This is a genomic window from Psychrobacter sp. AOP3-A1-26, assembly GCF_052378235.1.
Classification (GTDB): Bacteria; Pseudomonadota; Gammaproteobacteria; order Pseudomonadales; family Moraxellaceae; genus Psychrobacter.
Map to the genome: position 1 here is coordinate 1 of NZ_JBQSXN010000112.1, position 8,079 is coordinate 8,079.

5 protein-coding genes and 1 pseudogene are annotated in these 8,079 nt (G+C 41.5%); 1 reads left to right on the top strand and 5 read right to left on the bottom strand.

Going from position 1 to position 8,079, the window contains the following annotated elements; all coding sequences use genetic code 11:
* From ACT3TU_RS13075 to ACT3TU_RS13090, 4 genes are all read right to left on the bottom strand, one after another.
* A partial coding sequence (locus tag ACT3TU_RS13075; protein ID WP_444784469.1) for a hypothetical protein occupies positions 1-191 on the bottom strand: 191 nt, incomplete at its 3' end.
* Between the two features lie 5 nt (positions 192-196).
* Positions 197-1,540, bottom strand: a complete 1,344-nt coding sequence (locus ACT3TU_RS13080; protein ID WP_186473812.1) for a site-specific integrase — start codon at positions 1,538-1,540, stop codon at positions 197-199.
* Positions 1,541-1,689: 149 nt separating this feature from the next.
* Entirely contained in the window at positions 1,690-2,310 is a 621-nt protein-coding gene (gene ssb, locus ACT3TU_RS13085; protein ID WP_192523825.1) for a single-stranded DNA-binding protein, read from the bottom strand.
* A 108-nt stretch (positions 2,311-2,418) separates the two neighbouring features.
* Positions 2,419-3,783 carry an MFS transporter gene (locus tag ACT3TU_RS13090; RefSeq protein WP_192523824.1) on the bottom strand — a complete coding sequence of 455 codons (1,365 nt, stop codon included), beginning with the start codon at positions 3,781-3,783 and terminating at the stop codon, positions 2,419-2,421.
* 911 nt (positions 3,784-4,694) lie between these two features.
* On the opposite strand from ACT3TU_RS13090, the gene uvrA reads away from it, so the two are divergent.
* On the top strand, positions 4,695-7,601 hold the full coding sequence (uvrA, locus tag ACT3TU_RS13095; protein WP_192523823.1) for an excinuclease ABC subunit UvrA: 2,907 nt from the start codon (positions 4,695-4,697) through the stop codon (positions 7,599-7,601).
* A gap of 158 nt (positions 7,602-7,759) precedes the next feature.
* Here the strand turns inward: uvrA and ACT3TU_RS13100 are convergent.
* Positions 7,760-8,079 (bottom strand): annotated as a pseudogene (locus ACT3TU_RS13100) (hypothetical protein); the annotation flags it as partial.

Here is an 8,079-nt window from a genome sequence, read left to right on the forward strand (position 1 = left end):
GTAAGCTTAAATCCTTGTAGAACACTACCTGAAACATTTCCTACATTACCCCAATTAATACTGTACGAATTATCCAGTTTCCAAACAACATCTTGAAAATTTGATTCATAGCCTGATTTAGATCTAATAATAAAGGAGTCTGACCTCTCAAGATCTTCTACATAATTATTTAATACTTCAGCGGTGTTCATCTCAGTTAATCATCCTTAGGGTTAATAAGAAAATCCATCTTTTGCATTTCTTGCAATAATAGTGATTCAGCCTGTTTTTTAGTATGCCTCAAGTTGTAAATACTCGAAGAACTTTCATTTTTATGACCCATAAGATACATTCTATTTTCAAGTTCTTTCTTTTCTGAGATGACATCATGTAACCGCCCTTCTTCTCTTGCCTTCTCATTGTTCTTATCAATACTAATCGATAGCCGATTGTTAAAATCATGCCTAAAACCATGCCTAGTTATTCTCTTTGCACCTTTAAATCCATACTTTTTGATGAAGTCAGCTAAATTTTCATCCTCTGCAACTTTTTCAACAATTTTTGAAAACTGTATAAGAGAAATAGGATTTCCAGAACTTGTCCCTTTATGAGATACGAATAAGAAACTATGCTTATTTGCATTACTAATAAGCGGACGTTCTTGAATAACGTATGATCTAATCTCTTCAGATAGTTCAGATGTTATAGGGATATCGCGCTCAAGAGTTTTAGCATTAGGCTCAATTGACCTATAAGTATCCTCAAGGTCATCATGTCTACGACGAATTTCGATTAGGTCTTGAGAGAACTTAATATCAGTTATTTTTAGCTGAAGGATCTCTCCACTTCTCAGACCAGTTTCATACAGCAATCTGAATAAGAGGTAGTTCCGATTTTTGACTAACTCGGTAAAAGGATTCTTGTGGTTGAGTGGCCTTACCAATTCCATAACCTCAAAAAACACTTCTGGAGGTGGGGCTTTAGCATCAGGATCAAACGTTGTTCTACGACTACCACCTTTAGGCTTTTTACTTAAAAGCCACTCTTTAGTTTCTTTAATGATTGCAACATAGCTTGAGAAACTTTTTTTGCTCCTGAGAAGATTATTTGCTAAGAACTCGAAATATTCAGCAACCACTTTAATTCTTTGATTTTGTTGGGCAACGGATACAGTTGCTAATGGTGCTTTAGATGTAGGCTTCTTGAATTGAATTACCTTATTATTCGAATCATTTAGCTTTCGAGCAGTCTTTGTTTGAAGCTTACAATGCTCAGCAATTGATTGAACTTCAGAATGTGAGAAAAACTGAATATTATTACTATTTTTATTTTTTGATGCTGTAATTATCCTATCAGACAAACGAACTTTTATTTTCGCTTCCCAAAGACTGAAATGGTACAAGTGATTAATATAGGCTCTTTGAGTTGAGTGTGTATAAGATCGTACAACAGTAGTCATGAACAACGTTATCCAAAAGTCGGGAATACCATTCTCATCAACAAGAAGAGAAAACCTTTCACCACTTGTCTCAATAAACTCTTTTCTCTTTAAGACTAACATCAGGCTACTACTCTAAGTAAATACAATAAATAATATTATACAAAGTTATCAAATCCAAATACAATATATTTTTGATATAAAAATAGCTCAATGATATTATTATCAATGAGCTACATAGTTATAAATACAACATCTTGTTATTGTATAAGTTAAAACGGAATATCATCATCTACAGGACCATCAGGCATCGCTGTTGGCTTTGACTGTGCTGGTGCTTGAGCTGGCTTATTAAATTGATTCTGCTGCGCTGGTGCACCTTGGTTGTTAAAACCGTTTTGCCCACCTTGTTGCGCCATACCACCAGCTTGATTATAGCCACCCTGCTGATTGTTTGCTTGCTGACCAGAGTTATTTTGACCACCCTGATTGCCATAGCCTTGGTTTTGACCACCTTGGTTATTATTCCCAAAACCACCACCATCATTACTACCACCAGATGCGCCATCTAGCATTTGCATTTGCTCAGCACGAATCTCGGTAATATAACGATCTTGTCCATTGGGATCTTGATATTTACGGGTGCGCAGGCTACCTTCGATATAGACTTTGCTGCCTTTACGCAGATACTGTGCAGCGATTTCACCTAAACGATTAAACAATGAAATACGATGCCATTCAGTTGCTTCTCTTTTTTCGCCGCTCTGCTTGTCTGTCCACTGTTCTGATGTCGCAACCGAAATATTGGTTACGCTGCCACCGTTACTAAATTGACGTGCCTCAGGGTCTGCACCGAGGTTACCGATGATGATAACTTTATTAACACCGCGCATAATACCGTCCTTTTACTTATGAATAATTTAATTACGAGCTTTAATCGAGTATTTAATATGACACATTGATTCTAGCAGTAATATGGTTTTACTTTAACTATTTTTTTTCTAAATATCTAGAGGGCTTTGTGCCAGATGCGACAGCTCTTGTCGCGACACATCAGTCAACTGCGTTTTATCTAATTTTAAATAAGCCACTTGTTCTTTTGCCATGACCACCAATTCATCGACGCCTTCTACTGCCAGCATCTGCCGTGACCAGTCCTGTATATTGATGTTTTTAGGAATCGTCACAGTAGTACTTGATAAATACGGTGGATCGGCAATCGGAATAATAAGCAGCAGGGCGATACCCATGATGACAGCCAATATGCCCCACGCCAGCAGGTTTGGCTGCGTTAATAATAAACCACCCATTGCCCCGCCGACAAATGCGCCAAAGAATTGGCTCGATGAATTCAGTCCCATGGCGGTGGCTTTATTGGCGACTGGCGCGCGTTTAGATATCCATGATGGAATCGTTGCCTCAAGTAAGTTAAAGCCCATAAAGTACAGCAGTAAGCCTAATATAATGCCGACGCCGACCTGACTACCTAACGCCAACAATGCTAAGGCAGCGGTCATCAAGGCAATCGCTCCTAAGAAAACTTGGCGCATTTTACGTTTCTTTTCAGCGATGATAATAAAGGGTATCGCCACGGCAAAGCCAATAAACAACAGTGGTAAATACACCAAACCTTGCTGGCGTACTGACAATCCCATCACTTCATTGAGCTGATGCGGCAAAATGACAAATATCGCGGTCATGGTCAAATGTAGGGCAAAGATACCGATGTGCAAACGGTTTAAGTCACCAATTTTTAGCACGCTAGCCAATTGCTGGCCAATCGACTTATTATCTAGATTATGCTTGAGTACTCGTAGCGGTGTGGGTACGACCAGTAATAATAACATGGCCAAAACGGCAAAACCTGAGGTCAGCCAAAACAGCCCAGAGATACCCAGTGAACCAACCAATAAAGGTCCAAAGGCAAAAGCAAGCATGATCGAGGTGGCAATGGTTAAGCCCATCGTCGCCATCGCTTTGGTGCGCATCTCTTCGCGCGTGACATCGGCTAGTAAGGCCATTAATACCGCAGAGACTGCGCCACTGCCTGCCAGCGCCCGACCAATGATGACCTCATAAATATCCGTCGCATTGGCAGCGATGATACCGCCAACGGCAAATAAGATAAGCCCTAAGAATATAATCGGTTTACGCGGAAATTTATCGGCTGCTAGGCTCATTGGTATCTGAAAGATAGCCTGCCCTAGCCCATAAATACCGACCGCCAAACCAATCAGAAACGGCGTCGCATGCGCATAATTAGCACCATACACAGAAAACACTGGCACAATCATAAACAAACCAATCATCCGCAAGGCAAAAATACCACCTACCCCGAGGATTGCCCGTTTTTCTACGCTATTCATACTTGCCTCACTGGTTCATCATTACTGTTTATCACTGTTGCAATATTTATTTATAGTCGATACGCTTCAAAAGTGTTATAGCGCTACTGGGATGAATTTTGCGCAGCCTCTGTCGGCGTAGGCACAGCACGCAAGTAAAATTCATCCCAGTAGCGTATTTAAACTTATATAACATTTTTATTTCAGCTGACTATATCATTACTGCTCTGTTTGGATCATTACGGCGCTATCGAAGCTTCAGCCTACAATTAAGCCCCCTAGTATAAGACATTCGCCGTTTGCTTGCCGAAACTTTTATCTTACTGCTTCAGCGTCATATCTGACACCAGCTCACGCTACCGGCTTTAGCCAATAATTTTGTTACCAAGTGCATCTTCTGCAGCATTGTACCTTGAATAATGCCGCTATCATGACAATAAAGTAAAGCGTTGCACAGGTTATTGACTTAAAAATCTTAAGATAAAGTTATTTTATAGAATGGTGTTTATAAGATGACAGAAATTAGCTCAAGCTATAACCAGCCACTCATATTAGTGAACCCCTTAGATTAGATTATCTTTACCAATTTCAAGTATTAAACCTAATATTTCATATAAACCGTTATTAATATTGCTGTGTGAAAATACTTTATGAAAACGGCACATTTTTTATAAAGCAATATTAATTTAAAAAACAGCTATTTTAATGATCAGCTATCTTTTGTAGCCAAACCTCAGTCTAAAACAAAGCTTTAGTCAATATTTATCAACCTTTTAAATTTCAAACATTTGGTTTTATAGTCTATTCAAAATAACTTGGATACAAAGAAGACGAGTAAAAGTACTACTAGTAGATTAATCGAGGCTGACACCGTATCCGCTTTATATAGAATTTGACTATATACACTTTATCAAATAGGAAACCTATCACCGATGGCACACGACCATATTGCAATACGCGGCGCACGTACACACAATCTAAAAAACATCGACTTAGATATTCCACGAGATAAATTTGTGGTGATTACGGGTTTATCAGGCTCTGGTAAATCCTCATTGGCATTTGATACGCTTTACGCAGAAGGGCAACGTCGTTATGTCGAGAGCTTGTCGGCATACGCACGCCAATTCCTCTCACAGATGGAGAAGCCTGACGTCGATAGTATCGAGGGTTTATCGCCAGCGATTGCTATCGAGCAAAAATCGACCAACCATAACCCGCGTTCAACCGTCGGTACGATTACCGAGATTTATGACTATCTGCGTCTGCTCTATGCGCGTATCGGTACGCCCTATTGCCCAGAGCACGGCGAGCCAATGGTAGCGCAGTCGGTCACCGAAATGGTCGATCAAGTTATGGCGTTGCCAGATGACACCAAGCTTATGATTTTAGCGCCGGTCATTCGTGAGCGTAAAGGCGAGCACACGGTATTGCTTGAGCAATTGATTGGCCAAGGGTTTGTGCGTGTGCGCGTCGATGGTGATGTTTATGATACCGACGAGCTACCGACACTCGATAAAAAGAAAAAGCATACCATCGAAGTAGTAGTCGATCGCTTTAAAGTCCGTGATGACTTGGGCAATCGCGTTGCAGAAAGTTTAGAAACTGCCCTACGTTTAGGTCAGGGTCTGGTCACGCTACACTTCATGGACGGCAATCCAAAAGAAGGCGGCGATGCCAATCAAGTGATGTCAGCGAAGCACTCATGCCCCGTCTGTGATCGCGCGGTCTCTGAGCTTGAGCCACGTATGTTTAGTTTTAACAATCCATATGGTGCTTGCCCAAGTTGTGATGGTCTCGGTAAACGTCAGTATTTTTCTGCTGAAAAGCTGATTACTCATCATGAAAAATCGCTCAATCAAGGAGCGATTAATGGCTGGGATAAGCGTCATGCGTATTACTTCGGTTTGCTCTCTACTGTTTGTAATCATTTTAAAATCGATATGGATGCACCGTGGCAAGAGCTGCCAAAAACGCAGCAAGATATCATCATGCATGGTTCTGGTAAAGAAAAACTGAGCTTTAACTTTACTGATGAGCGCGGCCGTAAAACCAATAAAACCGTGCCATTTGAAGGGGTGCTACCGTACTTAGAACGCCGTTATGCCAAGACTCAAAGCAACCTTGTCCGTGACGAGCTGGCGAAATATCTGGCGGATACCACTTGTAACGTCTGTGATGGCGCGCGTCTGAATGAAATCTCGCGCAATGTCCGTGTTGACAACCAAACCATCGCTGAAATCGTTAAGCTGTCTATCGGTGATGCGGCTGATTATTATCAAACTCTTAAAATCGGTGGTCATAAAGGTGAAGTGGCTGAAAAAATCTTCAAAGAGATTAATGAGCGTCTAAATTTCTTGGTCAGTGTTGGTCTTGACTACCTTAATCTTGCTCGCTCTGCTGAAACCTTGTCAGGCGGTGAAGCGCAGCGTATTCGTCTTGCCAGCCAAATTGGCGCTGGTCTCATGGGCGTGATGTATGTGCTTGATGAACCATCGATTGGCCTGCATCAGCGCGACAATGATCGCTTGCTAAAAACTCTCACGCGCTTACGTGATTTGGGCAATACCGTGCTGGTTGTGGAACACGATGAAGACGCCATTCGCCAAGCGGATCACGTCATCGATATCGGTGTCGGCGCGGGTGTGCATGGTGGCCACGTCATCGCCCAAGGCACGGTCGATGAGATTATGGCAACTAAAGGGTCGCTCACCGGACAATATATGTCTGGTAAGAAAAAAATCGAGATTCCAACCATTCGCCATAAAGCCAAAACCATCGATATGGAAGTCAAAGGTAAAGCTAAGCCCAAACAAGTACCAATGTCGATTGAGCTAAAAGGCGCGTCAGGTAACAACCTAAAAGATGTGGATTTGAGCTTACCGGTCGGTATCATGACTTGTATCACTGGTGTTTCTGGCTCTGGTAAATCAACTTTGATTAACCGTACCTTGATGCCTATCGCTGCTACGCAATTGAATAACGCCTCAACGCTTATTGCCGATAAACATGACAGCATCAGCGGTCTGGAGCATTTGGATAAAATGGTCGATATCGATCAAAGCCCGATTGGTCGTACACCGCGCTCAAACCCAGCGACTTATACGGGCGTGTTTACACCAGTGCGTGAAATGTTTGCACAGACGCAAGAAGCACGTGCCCGTGGTTATAAACCTGGTCGCTTTAGCTTTAACGTTAAAGGCGGTCGCTGTGAGATGTGCCAAGGTGATGGCCTGATCAAAGTTGAGATGCACTTTTTGCCCGACATGTATGTGCCGTGTGATACTTGTGAAGGCAAGCGCTATAACCGCGAGACTTTAGAGATTCACTATAAAGGCAAGAGCATTGCTGACGTACTCGATATGACCGTAGAAGATGCCACAGAGTTCTTCTCAGCTATCCCAGCGATTTATCGTCGTTTGCAAGCATTGATGGATGTTGGTCTTGGCTATATCCGCTTGGGTCAGTCTGCACCAACGTTATCAGGTGGTGAAGCGCAGCGGGTGAAACTGGCGCGTGAGCTTGCCAAACGTGATACTGGACAGACGCTGTATATCTTAGATGAGCCGACCACTGGTTTGCATTTCCATGATATCAATAAGCTGCTTAATATCCTGCATGCGCTACGCGATAAAGGTAATACCATCGTAGTCATTGAGCATAATCTTGACGTTATAAAAACTGCCGACTGGGTGATTGATTTAGGTCCTGAAGGCGGTAAAGGTGGTGGCATGATTATCGCTGAAGGCACACCTGAGGAAGTCGCGGAAGTCAAAGGCTCATATACGGGTGAGTTCTTGAAACCGATGCTTAAGCAAGCGATGAAAGAAGTGAGTTAATACAAATTAGTGAATAATTGATAAAAGGCTACTCTTTAAGGAGTGGCCTTTTTTTTGGTTAGAAGGAATAAAGCAAAGGAAGACTCCAACGAAAAAAATAAATGCCATTGTTGGCAGCTATTTATTGGATTTGAAAGTTATACTTAATCTATGGACTCTTAAACATTATTGATAGTAAAAGTAATACGATCAACGCAAGTATCTATATTTAAAAACTCAAATATCGCCTTAGCTTTTTCGGTAAAAGCTTTATCTTCCGATAAAAAATAATTGCAATAGCAGGCATACGCCAAATGCTGTCCATCACTATTTGCACTAACAAGCCTCCTATATTCTTTTTGGAACCCCTTGTCTCTTTTATAACCCAATATATTTAACATCATGTATAGATTCATGACTTTCTCAAATTTATAGAGACTTCTACCATAGATTTTATTTGAAACTAAATAGAAATCAGATATATGAGAAGTATCCCTGC